21 protein-coding genes are annotated in these 20,171 nt (G+C 35.1%); 4 read left to right on the plus strand and 17 right to left on the minus strand.

Going from position 1 to position 20,171, the window contains the following annotated elements:
* Window positions 1–16: 16 nt before the first annotated feature.
* The 3 genes from D7004_RS09280 to D7004_RS09290 form a co-directional block, all read right to left on the minus strand.
* A complete protein-coding gene (locus D7004_RS09280) occupies window positions 17–418 on the minus strand; it encodes a glycosyltransferase (RefSeq protein WP_123205588.1) in 402 nt (133 codons plus the stop codon).
* Window positions 387–761, minus strand: a complete 375-nt coding sequence (locus tag D7004_RS09285) for a hypothetical protein (protein WP_123205589.1) — start codon at window positions 759–761, stop codon at window positions 387–389. The genes D7004_RS09280 and D7004_RS09285 overlap by 32 nt, the downstream gene beginning before the upstream one ends.
* Before the next feature lie 220 nt (window positions 762–981).
* Window positions 982–1,434, minus strand: a complete 453-nt coding sequence (locus D7004_RS09290) for a substrate-binding domain-containing protein (protein WP_123205590.1) — start codon at window positions 1,432–1,434, stop codon at window positions 982–984.
* A 46-nt stretch (window positions 1,435–1,480) separates the two neighbouring features.
* On the opposite strand from D7004_RS09290, the gene D7004_RS09295 reads away from it, so the two are divergent.
* The gene (locus D7004_RS09295; RefSeq protein ID WP_123205591.1) at window positions 1,481–3,115 is read left to right on the plus strand and encodes an ABC transporter substrate-binding protein; all 1,635 of its coding nucleotides are present in this window, start codon (window positions 1,481–1,483) and stop codon (window positions 3,113–3,115) included.
* Window positions 3,116–3,172: 57 nt separating this feature from the next.
* Here D7004_RS09295 and D7004_RS09300 read toward each other — a convergent pair whose 3' ends face one another.
* The 9 genes from D7004_RS09300 to D7004_RS09335 all read right to left on the minus strand — a co-directional run bounded on the left by D7004_RS09300 (window position 3,173) and on the right by D7004_RS09335 (window position 12,784).
* The gene (locus tag D7004_RS09300) at window positions 3,173–5,605 is read right to left on the minus strand and encodes an outer membrane beta-barrel family protein (RefSeq protein ID WP_123205592.1); all 2,433 of its coding nucleotides are present in this window, start codon (window positions 5,603–5,605) and stop codon (window positions 3,173–3,175) included.
* 445 nt (window positions 5,606–6,050) lie between these two features.
* Entirely contained in the window at window positions 6,051–7,289 is a 1,239-nt protein-coding gene (locus D7004_RS09305; RefSeq protein ID WP_123205593.1) for an SAM-dependent methyltransferase, read from the minus strand.
* Window positions 7,290–7,301: 12 nt separating this feature from the next.
* Complete coding sequence (locus tag D7004_RS09310) at window positions 7,302–8,117, minus strand: DUF1365 domain-containing protein (RefSeq protein ID WP_123205594.1); 816 nt, start codon at window positions 8,115–8,117, stop codon at window positions 7,302–7,304.
* 161 nt (window positions 8,118–8,278) lie between these two features.
* Window positions 8,279–9,550, minus strand: coding sequence for an NAD(P)/FAD-dependent oxidoreductase (locus D7004_RS09315; RefSeq protein ID WP_244214280.1), 1,272 nt, complete (start codon window positions 9,548–9,550; stop codon window positions 8,279–8,281).
* 12 nt (window positions 9,551–9,562) lie between these two features.
* A complete protein-coding gene (locus tag D7004_RS20820) occupies window positions 9,563–9,787 on the minus strand; it encodes a hypothetical protein (protein ID WP_208646813.1) in 225 nt (74 codons plus the stop codon).
* 43 nt (window positions 9,788–9,830) lie between these two features.
* The gene (locus D7004_RS09320) at window positions 9,831–10,643 is read right to left on the minus strand and encodes an SAM-dependent methyltransferase (protein ID WP_208646814.1); all 813 of its coding nucleotides are present in this window, start codon (window positions 10,641–10,643) and stop codon (window positions 9,831–9,833) included.
* A 148-nt stretch (window positions 10,644–10,791) separates the two neighbouring features.
* Window positions 10,792–11,595, minus strand: coding sequence for a DUF1295 domain-containing protein (locus D7004_RS09325; RefSeq protein WP_123205595.1), 804 nt, complete (start codon window positions 11,593–11,595; stop codon window positions 10,792–10,794).
* A gap of 86 nt (window positions 11,596–11,681) precedes the next feature.
* Entirely contained in the window at window positions 11,682–12,011 is a 330-nt protein-coding gene (locus tag D7004_RS09330; protein WP_123205596.1) for a DUF1475 family protein, read from the minus strand.
* A 92-nt stretch (window positions 12,012–12,103) separates the two neighbouring features.
* Window positions 12,104–12,784 (minus strand): arylesterase, encoded by a 681-nt coding sequence (locus D7004_RS09335; RefSeq protein WP_123205597.1) that lies wholly within the window; start codon window positions 12,782–12,784, stop codon window positions 12,104–12,106.
* 102 nt (window positions 12,785–12,886) lie between these two features.
* On the opposite strand from D7004_RS09335, the gene D7004_RS09340 reads away from it, so the two are divergent.
* Window positions 12,887–13,576: an ABC transporter ATP-binding protein gene (locus tag D7004_RS09340; protein WP_123205598.1), complete on the plus strand. Its 690-nt coding sequence runs from the start codon at window positions 12,887–12,889 to the stop codon at window positions 13,574–13,576.
* Entirely contained in the window at window positions 13,569–16,112 is a 2,544-nt protein-coding gene (locus tag D7004_RS09345; protein WP_123205599.1) for an ABC transporter permease, read from the plus strand. The genes D7004_RS09340 and D7004_RS09345 overlap by 8 nt, the downstream gene beginning before the upstream one ends.
* Before the next feature lie 6 nt (window positions 16,113–16,118).
* Here the strand turns inward: D7004_RS09345 and D7004_RS09350 are convergent, their stop codons facing one another.
* Window positions 16,119–16,442 carry a hypothetical protein gene (locus D7004_RS09350; protein WP_123205600.1) on the minus strand — a complete coding sequence of 108 codons (324 nt, stop codon included), beginning with the start codon at window positions 16,440–16,442 and terminating at the stop codon, window positions 16,119–16,121.
* Window positions 16,443–16,713: 271 nt separating this feature from the next.
* On the opposite strand from D7004_RS09350, the gene D7004_RS09355 reads away from it, so the two are divergent.
* The gene (locus D7004_RS09355; protein WP_123205601.1) at window positions 16,714–17,640 is read left to right on the plus strand and encodes a DNA adenine methylase; all 927 of its coding nucleotides are present in this window, start codon (window positions 16,714–16,716) and stop codon (window positions 17,638–17,640) included.
* Here D7004_RS09355 and D7004_RS09360 read toward each other — a convergent pair.
* From D7004_RS09360 to D7004_RS09375, 4 genes are all read right to left on the minus strand, one after another.
* Window positions 17,637–18,161 (minus strand): DUF7004 family protein, encoded by a 525-nt coding sequence (locus D7004_RS09360; RefSeq protein ID WP_123205602.1) that lies wholly within the window; start codon window positions 18,159–18,161, stop codon window positions 17,637–17,639. The genes D7004_RS09355 and D7004_RS09360 overlap by 4 nt on opposite strands.
* Before the next feature lie 154 nt (window positions 18,162–18,315).
* Window positions 18,316–18,717, minus strand: a complete 402-nt coding sequence (locus D7004_RS09365) for a GlcG/HbpS family heme-binding protein (protein WP_123205603.1) — start codon at window positions 18,715–18,717, stop codon at window positions 18,316–18,318.
* A gap of 55 nt (window positions 18,718–18,772) precedes the next feature.
* Complete coding sequence (locus D7004_RS09370; RefSeq protein WP_123205604.1) at window positions 18,773–19,627, minus strand: NAD(P)-dependent oxidoreductase; 855 nt, start codon at window positions 19,625–19,627, stop codon at window positions 18,773–18,775.
* 54 nt (window positions 19,628–19,681) lie between these two features.
* Entirely contained in the window at window positions 19,682–20,143 is a 462-nt protein-coding gene (locus tag D7004_RS09375; protein WP_123205605.1) for an NUDIX domain-containing protein, read from the minus strand.
* Window positions 20,144–20,171 lie beyond the last annotated feature (28 nt).

A 20,171-nucleotide genomic window follows, 5' to 3' on the forward strand; every position in this document is an offset into this window, starting at 1 on the left:
AGCATCAGTTGCCTGTTTAGATTTTCCACTGCCTAATAACGTTTTTATTAAATGGGTGAATGTAATTAAGGTTTCCGTACACAGCTTCAATAGATGGATTCTTAGCGAAAATAGTTGCAATTTGTGCTACAACATTTTCAGTTGCAAACAAATCATCGGCATTCAAAATACCGATAATATCTCCAGTTGCCAAGCTGATACCTTTATTCAATGCATCATACAAACCGCTATCTTTTTCTGAAACATACCTTGCAATTTGTTTTTGGTATTGTTCAATAATTAGTTGGGTTCCATCCGTAGAATTACCATCTATTACAATGTATTCTATGTTTTTATAGGTTTGACTGATAACAGATTCTATACAATCTTTTATGTAGGTTGTCCCATTATAAACTACTGTGATTATAGATATCTTCATATTTGATTACTGATGTTTTTCTTCTGATTTGTAGAAAAGCAATACCAGCAGTAAATATAAAGAATGCAGGGAGAAAGTCGTCTATTGGGCACATTTGATAATATGTTCCTTTAATCCCACCACGACCATGACCCACACAACCTGCAGACGGCAAAGTGCTATCTAATGTCCACTGACAACCCGAACTCGGATAAATTTGACCTGGTGAATTAGAAAAAATCCCTCCAGGTGGATTAGATTGGTAAGTTAAGAGTTCAGGATATCCTGGAACAAGACAGCCATAATCTGCAAAAATTAAATATGGGATTAACAAGAGCGGGATGATTAAACACAACTTTTTCATAAGCTATAGAATTAATCATAGCCTAATATAAATTAGTTTAATCAAAAATACAACTTACAGGAATATAAAATAATTGTTTATCAAATACGATTAGCGTAAACCAGGAATTCTGGTCTGCGAAGAATACAAATCAGTACTTAGATGTTTTTGTTTAAGATGATCTGTGTTGGATTGCAGTCTTTTAAAAACCTTTTACTTTCAAAAATAAATCCAACCTAATTTAAGCCCCAAATCTAATCCATTTATCACCTTCATGCCCAAATATAAATGACCCGGGGTGGATCATTTCAGCCATATCCTCTACCAAGGCAACAGCATTTTCTGCAGATACATTTCGGTTAACATCATCGTTTAACAAAATAATTCGATTGTTTTTTACGGCCTGCCATTCAGCATTTAATATGGCAGGTATTTCACGCATTAAATCTGTTAAACTTTTACCTGGTTGATAATAAATAATAAATGCGGCGCTAAAAATATCCGTTTCAAGCATTCCGCCTGCTAATGTAATTTCCTCTGCTAAAAAATAACTAGGATTGTTGTTTACATCTAGCAAAGCGACCGGCATTTTATCCATAAACTTAATTTTATGCTCAACAATATCCAAACGATCTTGTAATTCTTCTTGCTTGGCGGCATCCAGCCCAATAAATAAATCGTTTAAAAAAGACATCTGCGTTTAATTTATTATTTTGTGCAAAAATAACATTCCTTACCGCATGCAAGGCTCATTTAAATATATATTTTGGATTTTTTGTTGCATTGCATTACTCTCTTGCAATGAAAAATCTAATGATGGCAATAAAAAAACTTTCAATATTAACCTCGATCAAGGCTTAACTTCTTTAGATCCGGCTTTTGCTCGTAACCAAAACGCCATCTGGATGACCAACCAGATTTTTAATGGACTGGTTCAAATTGATTCTACCTTAAATACAGTTCCTTGTATTGCTAAAACATGGCAAATTTCTGCCGATGCCTTAACATATACGTTTAATCTGCGTAACGATGTATATTTTCATAACGACCCTATTTTTAAAAATGGGAAAGGAAGAAAAGTTACAGCGAGTGATTTTGCGTACAGTTTTTATCGTTTGATAGATCCAAAAGTTGCATCATCGGGAGGCTGGATATTTAGCGATAAGGTAAAAGATCAACGAAATTTTATCGCCTTGAATGATTCTACTTTTCAAATAAAACTGGTGCGCCCTTTCCCTCCTTTTATGAGTTTACTTACCTCTCAATATTGCTCGGTTGTACCGAAAGAAGTGGTTGAACATTATGGAAAAGATTTCAGGAGCCACCCGGTTGGCACTGGCCCTTTTAGCTTTAAATATTGGAAAGAAGGCGAGATTTTAGTGCTTTTAAAGAACGATCATTATTGGGAAAAGGACAAAAATGGAATCCGTTTGCCATACGTAGATGCATTAAAAGCATCGTTTATTACAGATAAGCAAAGTGGTTTTATGAGTTTCTTAAAAAAAGATCTCGATTTTTATTATAGCGTTGATGGCAGTTATCGCGATGATATTTTAACCAAAAGCGGCAAAATGACATCGAAATACAAAGGGAAATTTTCTTTAAGAAAAGGACCATATTTATGTACAGAATATGTAGGTATTTTGGTTGATTCAACCTTGGATATGGTTAAAAATTCGCCACTGCGATTTAAAAAAGTGAGGCAGGCAATAAATTATGCCATCGATAGAGAAAAATTAATTAAGTATTTAAGAAATGGAATTGGTATTCCGGCAACTTCGGGCTTTATTCCTAAAGGAATGCCCGGCTTTGATAGTGCTGCAGTTCATGGCTATCATTACAACCCAAAACTTGCTGCAAAACTTTTAGCTGAGGCTGGTTATCCCGAAGGTAAAGGTTTAATGGAAATTACTTTAAATACCACCACAACCTACAAAGATTTAATAGAATTTATACAAGGCGAATTGAGTGCCATTGGTATTAAAACGAAAATTGATGTTAGTCCGAGTGCCAGTTTAAGAGATTTAATGTCGAAAAATAATGTAAATTTTTTTCGCGGCAGCTGGATTGCTGACTATGCCGATGGGGAGAATTACCTTTCGATGTTCTACTCAAAAAACAAGGTTCCTTACGGACCAAATTATACCGCATTTTACAACAAAACGTTTGATAAGTTATTTGAAGAAAGCTATTACGAACCTGATAATGAAAAACGTTTTAAATTGTATCGCCAGATGGATCAGATGGTAATGGATTACTCGCCGGTAGTACCGGTATTTTACGATCAATCGGTAGTGATGTTGCAAAATAACATTAGTGGTTACCCCATGAATCCTTTGAGTTTAATGATTTTGAAAAAAGTAAAAAAGAAATAAAAAAAGCTTCCGGTTTGCACCGAAAGCTTTTACTATATGTTTGACTGAGTTTACAAATTACTGTTGAACGCCTCCCATTCCACCGCCTTGCTGTTGTTGCTGATCTTGCTTAATATCATCATTTTTAATTTTGCTTTTCTCTGTAAATTTAAGTTTACCAAAGCTATAGCTAAAATTAACTCCGAAAGAGCGTAGTGGGTAATAGATATTTGTACTCTGGAAAACATTTCCTACAGCATTAACAGAATTGTTTTCTGTTTTGATGTGCAAATTCTTTGTAAAAGGGTTTAGCGTATTCAAACCAATACTTCCTTTTTTCTTAAGTATATCCTTTTTAATTGATGCACCATAGAAATAGAACGGGTCTGTTTTACCTTGATAAGTTCTACGTGCCGATGTAGCTACACCAAACAATTCGAAGTTATAACCTTTACCAAAACCGTAAGCAGAACGACCAAACAAGCTATAGTTTAAGAATGTTCCGGTACTAATATTTGTTGCTGTATTGGTAACCTCGTACGTGTTTGCAGAGAAATTACTCATTAATGTCCATTTAGGTTTCGGATTGTATGAACCGAATAAATTTAAACCATACGTTTCTGACCTACCAACATTGATGTATGATGATAAAACCTTGGTTACTCCATTTTCTACCAGTGGAGAAATTGAACTTTCAATTACACCACCTGTAGTGCGGTAGAAAATAGACGCATTGATGATCGAACCTTTAATATAAGTATTGTAACCAAATTCTAAATTCTGACTTAATTCAGGACTTAACTGAGGATTACCCTGCATTATATTAAATTGATCGCTTTCATTTCTGAACGGATTTAAGAAATTTTCGCTTGGTCTTTGTACCCTTCTATTGTAGCTAAATTTTACGGTACCGCCCTTTTTAAGCGTTTGAGATATAACTAAGCTTGGAAACAAATTAAAATAATCGTTTTTTTCTAAGCCGCTGGTTTGCGTATTGAAATCAATTTTAGTGTATTCTGCCCTTATTCCACCTTTAAATTTAATTTTCTTGGTAAGGTCAAAAGCGATAACACCATATGCCGCAGCTACATCCTGGTTATAATCAAAATCTCTTTCTGATGAACCATACTGGCTTTTTACGTTTCTAAAAATTCCTTTAGCACCAACTTCTAAAATTGTATTTTTCGAGAATGGATAAGTATAATCTGTTTGAGCGGTGTATTCATTATTTTTTGCTGTATTATCGCTAGAAGTAACTATTCCATTTGGAAAAGCTGCCGAAGTAAGAATATTGCTGAAACTAGTTGGCGTGCGACCAGTTGACAACTGACCAGAAATGGTAAATTCTTCGCCTTCTTTTTTGCTAGTTTTTTTATAATCTACGTTCCAATCCATGTTGTTACGCGTCATATCCATATTGCTTATATTGGTAGCAGGAATGTTATTAATGATGTAATCTGATGAACCTGGTCCGCCGTTTGAAAAGCGATTGAATTTAACGTTCGAACTAATGTTGTTGTATGCATTAAAATCGTAATCTACGCCAAAACTTCCATTGTACCCTTCACGACTCCATCTAGATACGCCACTTTGTAAAATATTATTCGTTGTGCCGTTTAAATAAGTTGTATTGGTAACAAATTCTGTCCTTGAATCTTGAGGATAAGCTACATTTGCACCTAAGCTTGTATTAACGCTTAAACGACCAGTTTTAGCAGTTAAATTAAATGCACCGTTGTTTTGACGAGTACCTACTGAAGCATTTACACTTCCACTTACGCCTTGAGCATTTGATTTTTTAGTAATAATGTTAATGATACCACCCGAACCTTCTGCATCGTATTTTGCTGATGGACTTGTTATCACCTCTACACTTTTAATTTGTTCAGCAGGAATCATTTTTAAAGCATCTGAAACGCTCGCTGCCATCGTTCCCGATGGTTTTCCATTAATTAAAACCCGAACTGCACCGCCACGAAGTTGTACATCGCCATTTGCATCTACAGAAAGCATTGGTACTTTACGCATTACATCTGTAGCATCGCCACCAGCATTTGTTCCATCAGCCTCGGCGTTGTAAATCATTCTATCAACTTTGTTTTCTATAATTGCTTTTGTACCAGTAATTTGTACATCTGCTAAATTATTTTCTGTTGATGAAACTAAGACATTGCCCAAGTTAACATCGGGTTTTGCCGGAGTAGTTGTAACCAACACAGTTTTGGTTTTGTAACCCATAAAGCCAATCATTAACTTATAGGCATCAGGAGCAACGTTTTGTAAAATTAATTTCCCTTTTTCATCCGTAACACCTCCGTTAACCGATTTTGATGTTTTTACAGATAAAAGTGAGATTGTTGCGTAATCGATCGGCTTTTTACTAACCGAATCTAAAACGGTTATGGTAATACGACCAGCAACAGTTGCCTTTTGAGCTCCACCGAGACCAAATTGTGCATGGGCGTTAAAAAATATTCCGAGGATGAAAGTTAATAGTAGAATTCGTTTCATAAAAATAATAGTCTTTTTTAATTAGTCTGCACAAGGTCGTATTTGTTACAAAAGCAACATATACTTTTTACGCCGTTTGGTTTAAATAGTCGGCAAAGGTGCGACTTTTATCGGTAAAAAAAGATGCAGATATGTAAAATGGAAAATGGATGAGGGAAATATGTTATAATGGAAGATGGAGATTTGTAAAATGGATGATGGGTGAGGGAAATAAGTGATGATGGAAGACGGATGATTGATAATGGAAAGATGGGATACGAAAATTAATAATGTTATTCTATTTTAACACATCTCGGCCATCAACCATTTTCCATCTACCATCTTACATCACAACCATCTTACAAAAGAGATAATGATGCTCACTCTTTTTAACATCTCGCCCATTTTCCATCTACCATCTTACATCACAAACCATCTTACATCAAAAACCATCTTACATCTTATCTTACCTGCCTGTATTGTTAGGGCGTGAGTAAACCAATTGCATCACATTAATATTGCGCATAGCAAAAGCTGCTTCACAGTAATTTAAATAGTAATTCCATTTGCGAATGAAGGTTTCATCAAAGCCCAAGGCTTTTACTTTATCGAGGTGTTTGTTAAATTCTATAAACCAAAGGTGAAGAGTTTTAGCATAATCTAAACCCATATCTTTCAAATCTACCATGGTTAAATCGCCAGTATTGTTAATGGCTTTATTTATGGCAGCAACTGATGGTAACAAGGAGCCGGGAAAGATATGTTTCTGAATCCAATCAACACCATTTCTTAATTTATCGTAACGGCAATCAGGCGATGTTATCACCTGAAAAGCAAAAATTCCATCAGGTTTTAATAAGGATTGGCACTTTGCGAAATACGTTTCTAAATATTGATGACCAACAGCCTCCAGCATTTCAATGGAAACAATTTTATCAAAAACACCTTCAATGTTGCGGTAATCCTGAATAATGATAGACACTTTATCTTCCAAACCTTCTTCTTTTACACGCTCTATCCCAAGTTTTTGTTGCTCTTTCGAGATGGTTACCGATGTTACTTTACAACCATAGTTTTTAGCTAGAAAAATAGCATTTCCACCCCAACCGCTACCAATTTCCAACACATGGTCGGTTGGTTTAATTTTTAATTGTTTGGCCAGCCTATCGTATTTAGCATATTGCGATTCCTCCAAAGTCAAATTTTCGTTTAGAAAATAACCGCTTGAGTAAGTCATGGTTTTATCTAAAAAAGTAGCGAAGAAATCGTTGTTTAAATCGTAATGTTCTGAAATATTTTTTTGAGAACCTGCAAGCGTATTTGCTCTCCTTACATGTGTGAGCTTATTTACAATCTTAAATAAATTTAAAGCTGCCGATTTTACTTTACTCCCGGTGATGGATGGTGCGTTTTCGATATTTAAAATAACCCATTTAATTACATTGGTGATGTTCGAGGTATCCCATAAGCCAGAAGTATAACCCTCGCCAAAGCCAATATCACCATACAGAGCAATAGATTTAAAAAAATCTGGATGGTTAACCTGAATATTTGCTGAAATTTTGTCTTCGCCGTTTCCAAATGTCAAAGTTTCTCCATTAGGCAAGGAAAGTTCTAATTTGCCCAAAGTCATTTTAGATAATGCGTTAAGCACCACTTTTTCGAAAAAACCTGTTGATGTTTTGGAGGCGACAAGCGAATTCATAATCTTTAAAATCTATTTTGTTTGTGGTTTGTAAGGTTTATATACGTTACGTTGCAGCTCAGGGTTTTCTGCTTTTGGATGAAAAGATAGTTTTTTTAGCCATAATCTCAAAGCCTGCCAGTGTATCATGCCCATAATTTGCAGCGGAATTAATGGAATTGAAAAGAAACATTTCAATAAATTGCTATTGTTAAGTGGCTGTTCAGTTCCCATTAATGTGGTGTAAAAAAACTTATTTCCCTTTTTATCAATATCATCTATTTTAATATCGAGTTTTTCTGATGGGATTTTCAATTTAAAATCGAAGGAATCATCATGGTCGATAAATGGTGAAACATAAAAATATTTTACTGTAATTTTTTTAAAGGTTTCGCCATCAAATTCATCCTTTCCGAAGAAAAAAAGTTTCATTTCATGGTAAGTGTTGCTAATTTCTGCAACACAACACACCGGATTCCCGGCATCATCAAAACAATAATAGAAAGAAACAGGGTTAAAATTATAGCCTAAAACGTTCAGATTGGTAAGCAGTTTAATTTTCAGATTTGTCCCATCAACACCGTTTTGTTGTAGATATGTTTCTAAATGTTGCCTAATGGTTTTGTTTTTATCCGGATTCTCTCTCGGTAATTGTAAGTGTTCAGCATCTCTAAAAGAAAACAAGTTGAAACTATTACGGCTAAACCAACGAAGATTTTTTACAAGCAAATCTATTTCATCCAAATCGATGTAAAACATATACACGTTATACCAAAAAGAGTGCTTTTTTGGCGCAATGCGATTATGCATTACTTTGGCGGTGTAAATGGTAGATGTAAGATGTGACATTTAGCTTTAGTCAATTTTTAAACAAGTGTCCGTCGGCTGAAGCACGACGGCAGTGAAATTAGGCAAAGTGATTAATTTTTCCGATAATTTTCATATTAGAGATTAGTTAACAATGTATTACAATTCTAAAATAATGAATTATAAGTAAAACTCATTGCTAATTACATTCCCCTACACAAATCAACCGCACTTTTATATGCATCTTCATGAAAACCATATTTAAAATAGCTGCCACAATAATACACAGGACCGTTCTCATTTAATTCATGCAATCTTGCCTGGGCCTGCATAGCTGGAACATCAAATAAGGGATGATGGTAATCAATTTCTTTAATAATTTTATCAGGATTTAGGCTTTTCGTTGGGTTTATCGAAACAAAATAATTTGCTTTTTTAGAAACCCCTTGTAAATTATTCATCCAATAAATGGTACTTGGCAAAAGTTTTCCTCCCTGTTTTTCTACACGATAATTCCAGCTGCTCCAAGCCAGCTTAGCCTTTGGCATTTGCGCCTCATCGGTATGCACAACTGCTTTATTCAATTGATATTTAAATTTCGAAAGCAACTCGGTTTCTAGATCCGTTTTACCTTTTACAATTTTATAGGTTTGGTCGGCGTGACTGGCCATAATTACTTTATCAAACTCAAACCGCTCGCCTTTGGCATTTTCTACTTCGACCTTTCCGCTGTCTAATCTCTTAACCGAAACTATTTTATTGTTGATTTTAATTCTATTACGAAAAGGTGCTATCAGTTTTTCACGGTAAGCCTGGCTCCCATTTTCCAATGTGTACCATTGATGTTGGGTATCTAAGCCTAAAAAACCATGATTCTTAAAAAAACGAATTAATGTTACTGCAGGGAAATCCACAATCTGTTCCATTGGTGCACTCCAAACCGCAGCACTCATCGGAATCAGGTATTGCCAAAGCATATCATCACTATAACCAAATTCTTTAAAAAATTGGCCAATGGAATGATTTTGATATTCAGGCTTATCTAAAATCTCGACACTTTGCTTGTTGAAACGATTGATTTGCATCAACATTTTCAGATAAGAAATATTAAAAATATTCTTCCGCTGGGCAAAAAGGTGATTTAAGCTCGAACCGCTGTATTCTAATTTTTTAGGCAAAAATTGAACACTAAAAGACATGTCCGTTTTGATTACAGGCGCATTAATTTCTTTAAAAAGTTCGCACAAGTTTGGATAGGTTTGATAATTAAAAACCATGAAACCAGAATCCAGGTAAATGGGTTTACCGTCTTCTTCGAGTGTTATGGTATTGGTATGACCTCCAACATAATCTGCCTCTTCGAAAACAGTAATATCGTATTTATGTTGCAGTTTATGGGCACAACCCATCCCCGCTATTCCAGAGCCAATAATGGCGAGTTTAGCACCTCCCGGCCTCCCGTTCATATCTTCCATATCAACGCGTTATTAATGTTTAGCAATTTGATGGCTACCTGGCGCCACTCCACTTTGGTTGGTTTGGGTGGGGCTAAACAAATAGTGACAAACCATCCATTCATTTCCCTTATTGTAATTAAACAATTCTGCGCAACTCATATAAAATAATCGCCAGTAAACCCACCATTTTACGGCTTGGTCTTTACCATAAGTATTTGCTAAAATCGGCATAATTTCGGCCTTGTGCTTATCCATGTTGCTTAACCAAGCCTCAGATGTTTTACCATAGTTTGTGCCATTAACTACCCCAGTGCTTATCGATTTTTAAATCATCATTGAAGTAAAAAAACAGATGGTTTGAAGGCATAATTCCACCCGTAAAAAAATACTTACTCATCCAGTCGGTTTCGTCAATCACCTCAAATTTATAAGCTAGCGTTTTATGTGTAAAAATATGAACGAACAACTTTCCATCTGGCTTTAAGAACCCAGAAACCTTGTTGAGCAAGAATTTATAATTACGCATGTGCTCGAACATCTCTACAGAAACAATTCTATCAAAAGTATCAGCAATGGTGAACGTATTCATATCGGCAGTTAAAACCGTTAAGTTTTGAATGCCTCTTTTATTTGCCGTTTCATCGATAAAAATTTTCTGAGTTGCAGAATTTGAAACTACAGTAAAAGTGCTCTTCGGGAAATTCGCCGCCATATACAGAGACAGCGAACCCCATCCGCAGCCCAATTCTAATACGTTTTGCCCATTTTGCAAATCTGCTCTTTTGCAGGTTAAAGCCAACATATCATCTTCTGATGTATCGATATCCTTAACGCCGGGTTTCCAGTAACCGCTACTATATTTTAAATTTTTACCCAAACAATATTGAAAAAACTGCGTAGGCAATTCGTAATGTTGTTCGTTGGCTTCAGCAGTATTTACGGCAATTGGCGATTGCTTTAATTCGGTCACCAAATCCATAAACTTCTCTTGCTGCAATTCTTCATCGCCAAGCGTTTCATCATCTAAGCGCTGCTTGCAAAGTTTTCTAATGCCCAAACGCAAAGCAGAATCAGGAAGTTTATCGTTTTCTAAAAGTTTATCGTACCACATAGTATGGAAAAGGTTAATATTAATGTAAGATGGAAAATTATGTAAGATGGAAAATGGGTTTATTATGGAAGATGGAGAATGTAAAATGGAATTTAATTGATTTACGATGGAAAAGGATTTATGGATTTGGTCCATCAACCATTTTACATCATCCATCCTTTTTCCCCCAGAGAAAAAAGGAAGAGGTTGTTTGTTGATATTTTTTATAAGCCTCGGGTTTGCTCCTTAAATTTTGTTCTTCATTATTCGGAACACCGGTAACTCTGGTTAATAAATATAAAATTATTGAAGGACTGATTATAGCTAAAATTCCCCACGGTGATGCCAATGCGAAGATGAAATAAGCCATCCATGTGAGCCATTCGAAAAAATAGTTCGGGTGGCGACTGTAATACCATAATCCTGTATCGCAAACTTTGCCTTTGTTTTTCGGTTCTTTCTTGAAGGCAGCCAATTGCTGGTCGGCCACCATTTCGCCGATAAATGCTATTGCCCAAATGGCTAAGCCTACATACTCCAAAATAGAAATTTTTGTAGATGGATTTGCGGTAATGATAAAAATTGGAATGGTCAATAAAACATTTGAAATGGCCTGAAACTGAAAAAAGAAAAAGAAATTCCGCTCAACTTTATCGCCCCATTCTTTACGAAGTTGTTGGTATCTACCCTCTTCTTCCTCTAAATGACCAATAACCCGCTGCCATAAATGTAAACCCAAACGCAACTCTGCCAACAAAAAAATCGAACAGATTAAGATTTTACGGGTTTCAAATCCTTCAGATAAAAAATAAGTAATTAGTGTGATTACAGGGAAATTGAGCGCCCAAAAAACATCTACAACTCCCGCATTTTTAATTTTCTTCGCCCAAAGCCATACCAAAAACATAATGGTGCAACAGGCAATTAGCGAAACTAAAGCAATAAAAAGTAAGTGTTCTATTTGAAAAGGCATAAAGTTAAGGTAAAAGGTTTAAGGCCAAAAGCCATGCTCGTATAACTGAACTTTAGCAAAGTACCTTACACCATAAATCTCACACCCTACCTTTTGCTAAGTAATTCTTTTATCCCTTCGCCATCTTTTAGTTTAAATAAATGAACTAAAACATAGGCTAGAGTAGCTATACTACCCAAACATACGAACAAAATTGTGATAGAGATTTTAAGAATAATGCTTTTTTCTTTATAAAACATCCACAGCGTGATAATGAAAATGTTAGCATAAAAATCCCAAAGGGTAGCACGCATCCATGGTATACTGCCCAAAAAATCCCATTGCTCAAACAAATTGCTTTCTAACGAAGTGGAGATTACTTTGTAGCACATAAAAATGAATAGTGCAGAGAATATAATTTTAAGGAAATTTATCATAGCGAGCGTTTTATTTGTGCGCTTTTAACAGTTAACAGAATAAACGAATATTTGTCTAATCAGGATTTTCTTAAAATAATTATCTCAACATTTTACAGCAATGGTTTCAAAACTACCCAAACATTATTCGATAAAATTTTATCACCTTCTGCAGTTGGGTGTATTCCATCGGCCTGATTAAGTTTAGCTACACCAGCAACATTTTCCAGCAAGAAAGGTATTAAACTCATGTTATTTTTCTTAGCCAATTGAGGAAACATATCTTTAAAATCGGTAGTATATCTTTTACCCATGCTTGGTGGCATTTGCATACCTGCAATTACTAATTTAGCATCAGGATATTTTGATTTTACCCGATCTATGATGAACTGCAAATTTTTAGTCGTTTCGGCTACAGGAACACCACGCAAACCATCATTTGAGCCAAGTTCCAACACAAATACATCTACTTTTTGTTTCAAAAGCCAATCTATTCTACCCTTTCCTCCAGCCGAGGTTTCTCCACTTAATCCACCATTAATAACCTTATATGCCATTTTTAACGAATCAATTCTATTTTGAATTAAAGCCGGATATGCTTCAGTTGGGTCAAGACCATAACCAGCGGTTAAGCTAGTACCAAAAAATAAAATGTTTTTAATGGTTTGGGTAGTATCTCCCTTAGTATTTTTAGCAGAATCAGTTAATTCAGTTTTATTTTTAGTATCGGTATTGGAGCAGGCCTGTAATATTCCTGTCAAAACAATTAATACCATTAAGCGTTTTCGTAACATATCTATTTATTCTATCTCTTAAAATCAAAAGTCATTATCTTTAACGGAAAAGGGCGCATTATGTTTTTTGCGTTTCAACCCAAAACTTAAATTCTTTAGCCATTGGAAAGCATACTAAATATCCGAAATGTAAGTAAAATTTATCAAAGCGCTGGTCGTGAGCTTACCGTTTTAAACAATGTCAACTTTTCGATAGATGCAGGTTCTACTGTTGCCATAACCGGGCCTTCGGGAAGTGGAAAAACTACTTTACTTGGCCTTTGTGCAGGTTTGGATAGAGCAAGTACAGGAAGTGTTGAGCTTAATGGCGTTGTTTTAGATAAACTATCTGAAGATGAAAGAGCGGCAGTTCGTAACCAATATGTGGGCTTTATATTTCAAAACTTTCAACTGCTTCCTACCTTAACCGCATTGGAAAATGTTATGGTTCCTTTAGAACTTCGCGGAGCGAAAAATATAAAATCGCATGCTTTAGAACTGTTAGACAAAGTTGGTTTGGCGGATAGAGGTCACCATTACCCTGTTCAACTTTCTGGTGGCGAACAGCAAAGGGTTTCTTTAGCCCGAGCATTTTCAAACAAACCTGCGCTACTTTTTGCTGATGAACCTACCGGAAATTTAGATGCTGAAACGAGCGAAAAAATTATAAAGCTTCTTTTTGATTTAAATAAAGATGCGGGAACTACTCTAGTTATTGTAACCCACGACCCTGATTTAGCAGCCAGAACAAATAGAGTAATTAAAATGAAAGGCGGACTGATTATAGCCGACGAAAACCCTAGTTATGCTTAATAAACTTCCAAAACAAAGCGTTCCCGTTTCATGGTTATTTAAAATGGCTTGGAGAGATAGTCGCAAAAATCGATCGCGGCTATTGCTTTTCATTTCATCGATAATTTTAGGAATTGCAGCTTTAGTAGCCGTTTATTCTTTTAAAGATAATCTTCAAAATGATATTGATAGACAAGCTAAAGAACTAACAGGTGCCGATTTAATTGTAGAAAGCAGGAAAGCTGTAAGTAAAAAAACACAGCAAATGCTTAAAACAATGGGTAACGACCGTGCATCTGAAAGCACCTTTGGTTCTATGGTGTATTTTATTAAAAGTGGTGGAAGCAGATTAGTACAAATGAAAGCTCTAGAAGGAAATTACCCTTTTTATGGCTCCATCGAAACTACTCCGGCAAGTGCGGCTAAAACATTTTTTAACGGTAGAGATGCTTTGGTTGATAAGACTTTAATGCTGCAATTCAACGCAAAAACTGGCGATTCTATTTCAATTGGAGATTTAACCTTTAAAATTGCAGGCGTTTTGGATAAAGCACCAGGACAAACCGGAATCTCATCTAGTGTAGCGCCAATCATTTATATCCCTTTAAAATATTTAGATAAAACTGGTTTAATAAAAACCGGAAGCAGGATTAATTACAAATACTATTACAAATTCAGCAATCCTAACGAACTCGAAGCGGTTATAAAACAGCTCCAGCCAAAGTTAGAAAAAGAGGGTTTGGATTTAGATACCGTAGCAGAAAGAAAAGAACAAACAGGAAGAAGTTTCAGAGATTTGAATCGGTTTTTAGCATTAACAGGTTTTATTGCATTGTTATTAGGATGTGTAGGTGTTGGAAGCGCCATACACGTTTACATTCAGGAAAAGTTATCAGCCATTGCAACCCTTCGCTGCATGGGTTTAAAATCTTGGGATGCTTTTTTAATTTACCTTATTCAAGTTGCCTTTATCGGGGTAATTGCAGCGGTTATTGGATCAATTTTAGGCACTTTGATTCAATTTCTACTACCAATCGTTTTAAAAGATTTTCTTCCTGTAGAAATTACGATGCAGGTTTCTTGGTCGGCAATTGGGCAGGGATTATTGCTTGGTTTAGTCATATCCGTACTTTTTGCATTACCTTCACTTTTGTCGGTTAGAAGAATCTCTCCACTAAATGCTATCAGAGCAACTTTCGAATCCAATACATCTAAAAAAATAGATTTATTAAAAGGGGTGGTTTATTTGCTAATGGTTGTTTTTATAGTTGGCTTTACCTACCTACAAATGCAGGGTTGGGTGCAAACCATTGCCTTTACAGTCGGGATTTTAATCGCCTTCCTTTTATTAATGGCCTTCTCTAGCATATTAATGTTCCTGGTGCGCAAGTTAATGCCGGCATCGCTAAGCTATTTATGGCGACAAGGATTTGCAAATTTATACCGACCAAACAATCAAACTTTAATGCTTACGGTTTCTATCGGTTTATCAACTGCATTTATTTGTACTCTTTATTTTGTTCAGGGAATTCTAATTAACAGGGTAACTTTATCTTCAGGCGCATCACAGCCAAATATGGTTTTATTCGATATTCAGAACACTCAGAAAGCAGCAGTTACCGATGTGGCTAAATCTTTTAAATTGCCATTGATGAATCAGGTACCGGTAATTACGATGAGAATTGAAGAAATTAATGGTAAAAAGGCAGGTGTTGACAGCACTAATAAAAGAGCATTTAGGAATGAAATCCGTGCAACTTACCAGGATACTTTAACGGCAGCCGAAAAAATTGTTGATGGAAAATGGATAGGAAAAGTTGTTAATGCTAACGATGTAGTTTACATTTCTCTTGATCAGAATTTCGCCAAAAGCATTAAAGTCAAACTCAATGACAAAATTGTTTTCAACGTTCAGGGCATGCTTTTGCCAACAGTTGTAGGTAGTTTAAGAGAAGTAAACTGGAGCAGAATGCAAACCAACTTTCGAGTAGTTTTTCCTTCAGGCGTTTTAGAACAGGCACCGCAGTTTCATGTGTTAATGACAAGAGTGCCTAATAGCGAAACATCAGCAAATTTTCAAGGTTCAGTGGTTCGCAAATTTCCAAACATTTCGGTAATTGATTTGGGCTTAGTACTTAAACTGTTAGATGAATTGTTGGGTAAGATTAGCTTTGTAATTCAATTTATGGCAGGTTTTAGTATGGTTACCGGATGGATTGTATTGGTATCAGCGGTACTTACTAGTAAAAACCAACGAATAAAAGAAAGCATTTTGCTAAGAACTATGGGCGCAAGCAGAAAACAAATTTTAGCGATAAATGCAATTGAATATTTTTTCTTAGGATTATTTGCCGCAGCTGCAGGCTTAATTTTGGCGATAAGTGGCAGCTGGGCTTTAGCAAAATTTAGTTTCGATGCTACATTTATCCCACCATTACTACCAACATTTTTATTGTTTAGCAGTGTAGTTTTATTAATTGTAATAACGGGAATATTAAGCAGCAGAAGTATTTTGAATAAACCACCGCTGCAAATTTTAAGAAATGAAGGAAACTAATAAGAGTTAGCGGTGTACTCGGATTGGATTATACGCAACAATAAATTCAGAATCTGAATGCTGTGCACCAAAAGTGTGTATAGGGTCTTTTGCAAAAATTGGCGTTTCATTTAATACAGTTTTTACCAATTCTGATAATTGTAGTAATGACTTAGAATCAATTTGAGTAGAAACTGTTGGATAGTATTTTTGTTCTATTTCCAATTTTTCAGCTGCATTCGCCAAGTTAAGTTTCCAGCCTTCATCTTTTTTAAAACCGTATTCTTTTGTAGCACTATTTATTGCATATGCGTACATTTTTGCTTGAAATTCTATTTCTTGATTTTCCATATATTTATTTTTGTACCAAGCACATTGTGTAGTTGGTATATTTTTTTTAATCCTGATATTTAAAGAAAACCTAAAAATAAAGCAGGTTTAACTGCTTTAACAGATTTAATTTTTTAGCCGAGAGGATCCGACCGATCAATGATTTTCAAAAATACTTAAAATAAATGGTAGCAAGGTTTTAATTGGGTAATATTAATAATTAGTAACATTTTTTCCCATCAAAATGTTGCTAATTTTATAACTTGCAAAGTAAATAATATAAGGCTTTCCGTTGAAAAATACCACTGAACCAAACAATTTAGCTAAGCCATTTTTAAAATGGGCTGGTGGTAAAACACAACTGATTCCCGCCATCGAGCAACATTTACCGCAAAACATATCCTTAATTAAAGATCTAACTTACATTGAACCATTTATAGGTAGTGGTGCAGTTTTCTTTTGGTTCATTCAAAAATTTAATATCAAAAAAGCAATAATAAACGATATTAATACAGATTTAATAAATGTTTACAGAATTATAAAAGATAAACCAGAAGAATTAATAGAAGCACTTAAAGAGCAGGAAAGAAACTATTACTCCTTAACATTGGAACAAGAAAAAAAAGATTTCTTCTTAAATATAAGAGCAGAATTTAACCTGAAAAAACATAATGAAATCGATAATGCAGCTTTTTTTATTTTTTTAAATCGAACATGTTTTAATGGGTTGTACAGAGTAAACAGTAAAAATGGCTTTAACGTTCCGTTTGGAAAATATATCAAACCAAAAATATGCGACCCTCAAAACATACTTGCAATTAGCAAATTGCTAAAAAACGTTACCATTCTAAACGGCGATTACACTGAAACTTTGAATCACTCTACGAAAAATAGTTTTTTCTATTTCGACCCCCCTTACAAACCTATAAGCAAAACATCATCTTTTAATGCATATTCGAAAGATAATTTTGATGATGAACAGCAAAAAAATCTAGCGGATTTTACGGAACGCCTAACCAAAAATAAGCACTTATGGCTTTTAAGCAATTCTGATCCAAAAAATTTAAATCCTAGTGATTTGTTCTTCGACGAACTTTATAGCAAACCAGCCAACACAATTGTAAGGGTAAAAGCCAGACGAATGATAAATTCTAACGCTCAAAAAAGAGGCGAAATAAATGAAGTTTTAATTATGAACTATCCAGTTTCCTTAATTTAAAACCCCAATGCTTTCATAATAACATCCAAATCCCGCCATTTTTTTCCCTTCGAAAAATTAGCTGCAAAATCTGGCGATACATTTTCAACAAGAAGTTGATGCATGCCCAATCGTTTAATCCGTTTCTTTAAAACTGCATGTTCTTTATTTTCTTCTGCTACCATGCCAGCATAAATAACCGTAAACCAGATGTTCATCTCTTCGGCATGTTCTCCATATTCATTTGATAGCAAATCAATAAGTTTTAAAACATTTGGTATGATGGTTTTATCAGCAAACAAATAGATTTTTAAAAAATCGTTATAAATTTTTTGAGCTGAATATATCTTGGAAAGTTCTTGGAGTCGATAAAAGTATTCAACATCTAAAGGTGGATAACGCTTGTTACCATTTTTAGTTACATAAATACACCATTCATCAAAATTTCCTTTATCAAATTCGATAAGGACATGGTTGTTTAAAGTTTTTAATAGCGTAGGCATCCCATTCATTTTAAGTGAATTAAAAGCGGGATGTTCCATTAAAATTACAATTTTTTAATTAGAAAAAAGGCTGCATCATAAAATATTTTAGTTCTTAAAAAACTAACCTTAGTCTAATTATTATGTTTAAGCTAAGATTAGTAATCCTTAAATCAGAAGAACAAATCATTTTTATGATACACCCAATTTAAATCTATTTAACTGCCGATGCTCCTGCTTCAGCAACAACATGGTCATCATCAACTGTACTTCCTGAAACGCCAATTGCACCAATAATTTCTCCAGATGCATCTTTCAATATTACACCACCTGGAAAGGTAATTAAGCCTCCATTAGAATGCTCAATGTTAAATAATGGCTGCCCAGGACCAACCAAAGGTGTTAGTGCTTTTGTATCCATTTGAAACCAAGCCGCTGTTTTAGCTTTTTTAATAGAAATATCTACAGAACCAATCCAACCACCATCCATGTGTACGAAAGCAACAAGATTGCTTCCTGCATCAACAACGGCAATATTCATTTTAGTATTAATTTCTGCAGCTTTTTGTTTCGCAGCTGTAATTACAGATTCTGCCTGTGCTAAGGTAATGTTCATATTTTTATCAATTAGTTGAAATACAACAAGTAACTGAATTATATGTTTAATGATATTATCGCTTTATAGCTTTTACGACTGAGATTATATCTTCCTCTCCAAATTGCTCTTCTGCATTCGCAAATGTATTTAGTGCAGTTTGAGCTAAAGGTGTGGCCAATCCTTCTGCTTGGGCCAATTTTAAATCTTTAACAATGTGCTTTAGAGCAAAAGCAGCTTTGTAATTATCGCTTAAAATAGCATCGCCTTTGATTTTGGTAAATACGTTTCCAATTGCTGCATTGCTAATCAAATTTAATAAATCTGCTGTTTCAATTCCTTTATCTTTTGCGAAAAGAATTGTTTCTGCCAAACCTTGTGCATACAATGCCAATAAGGAGTTTATGGCAAGTTTTGCATTATTACCCGAGCCAATAGCGCCAACATGCATCACTAACTTACCAAGTTTTTCTAAAATAGACTTAGCCAAGTGATAGGGTTTCTCCTCGCCGCCCACCATAATAACCAAAGTTCCTGTTTCGGCTTGCTTTACACTACCAGATACCGGTGCATCCAAATAAAAGTTTCCCTTTTCTTTGCACAATTGAGCCATTTCAATACTTACACCCGGTGAAACCGTACTCATATTTATGATAATTTTACCAGTGGTGTTGTCACTTAGCAAACCGTTTTCGTTAGTGAAGATTTGGCTTATTGCTTCATCATCAGAAACCATAATGACTACCATATCCGTACTGCTCAGTAATTCTTTAGGTGATGACGAAGTTTTAGCACCTAATTTTGATAGCGCTTCGGCTTTATCTTGACTTCTATTGTAAACGGACAACCGATAACCTGCTTTAACAAATTGCTCTGCCATTGGAATGCCCATATTGCCTAAGCCAATCCAACCGATATGTATTTCTTCCATAAACAAATATCAAATATTAAGCGCAGACTTTAAATTTGTTGAGTAATAATTTGGTTAGGACTTAGAAACAATAGTCTTAATTTGATTTAAAAAATCAACTTGTCGCTCATTAATAAGTTTGGCGGCTTCATCATAAAAAAACCAATTTGCTTTGTCAACTTCCGGAAAAGTTTTCGTCTTGCCCGAGCGAGGTGGCCATTCAATTTCGAAGGTGTTGCTTACAAATTTGGATGCATCTACATCGAATGCTACAGCCCAACACAGTACTTTTTTACCACCTTTTTGGATAATAGGGTTTAGTTCAATAAATTTTCCTGAAGGCTTAAAGCCGGTTTCTTCTTCAAATTCTCTAAGGGCAGCGGCTAAAGGCTCTTCGTTTTCTAAAAGTTCACCTTTGGGAATTGTCCACCATCCTTCATCTTTTTTAGCAAAAAATGGTCCTCCGGGATGAACAAGGAAGAATTCCAGTCCGCTACTCGTATTTCGAAACAGCATTAAACCTGCGCTAATTTTCATTTATTCAATTTTGTTTAAATATGCCTAG

Source organism: Pedobacter jejuensis (genome assembly GCF_003725795.1).
Classification (GTDB): domain Bacteria; phylum Bacteroidota; class Bacteroidia; order Sphingobacteriales; family Sphingobacteriaceae; genus Pedobacter; species Pedobacter jejuensis.